Here is a 531-nt window from a genome sequence, read left to right on the forward strand (position 1 = left end):
GCAGGAACGGCTGTGGTTTCTCGACCAGCTGGAACCTGGCGGAGCCAGCTACAACTGTCCCGGCGCGGTCACCCTGCAGGGGCAGTTCGACATCGACTTGCTGGAAGCGGCGTTCCGGCAGGTCATCGCGCGCCACGAAACACTGCGTACCGTTTTTCCGGCGAAAGAGGGCCGCGCCCGGCAATCGATCATGGAAACGCTCGATTTCCGGCTGGAGCGCCACGACCTGGGCGCATACGAAGACAGCGCGGCGCGCGCGCTGCAGCTTTGCCAGGCCGAAGCGGTCAAGCCATTCGACCTGGCCGCCGGCCCCCTGATCCGCGCCATGGTGATCACACTCGCCAGCGATACACGGATACTGATGCTCAATATGCATCATATCGTCAGCGATGGCTGGTCGATCGGCGTACTGGTGCGGGAACTGGGCCTGATCATGGATGCGCAGCGCCGCGGCGAAGCGGCACGGCTGCCCGTGCTGCCTATCCAGTATCTCGACTACAGCGTGTGGCAGCGCAAGCGCCTGGAAGAAGA

The 531-nt window shown here is 64.0% G+C and carries 1 protein-coding gene; it reads left to right on the forward strand.

What is annotated here, in order from left to right; all coding sequences use genetic code 11:
* The coding region (locus GCN74_RS28305; protein ID WP_226939279.1) for a condensation domain-containing protein at nt 1–531 on the forward strand (531 nt) is incomplete at both ends.

The organism is Janthinobacterium sp. FT14W, from assembly GCF_009208755.1.
Classification (GTDB): Bacteria; Pseudomonadota; Gammaproteobacteria; order Burkholderiales; family Burkholderiaceae_D; genus Janthinobacterium; species Janthinobacterium violaceinigrum.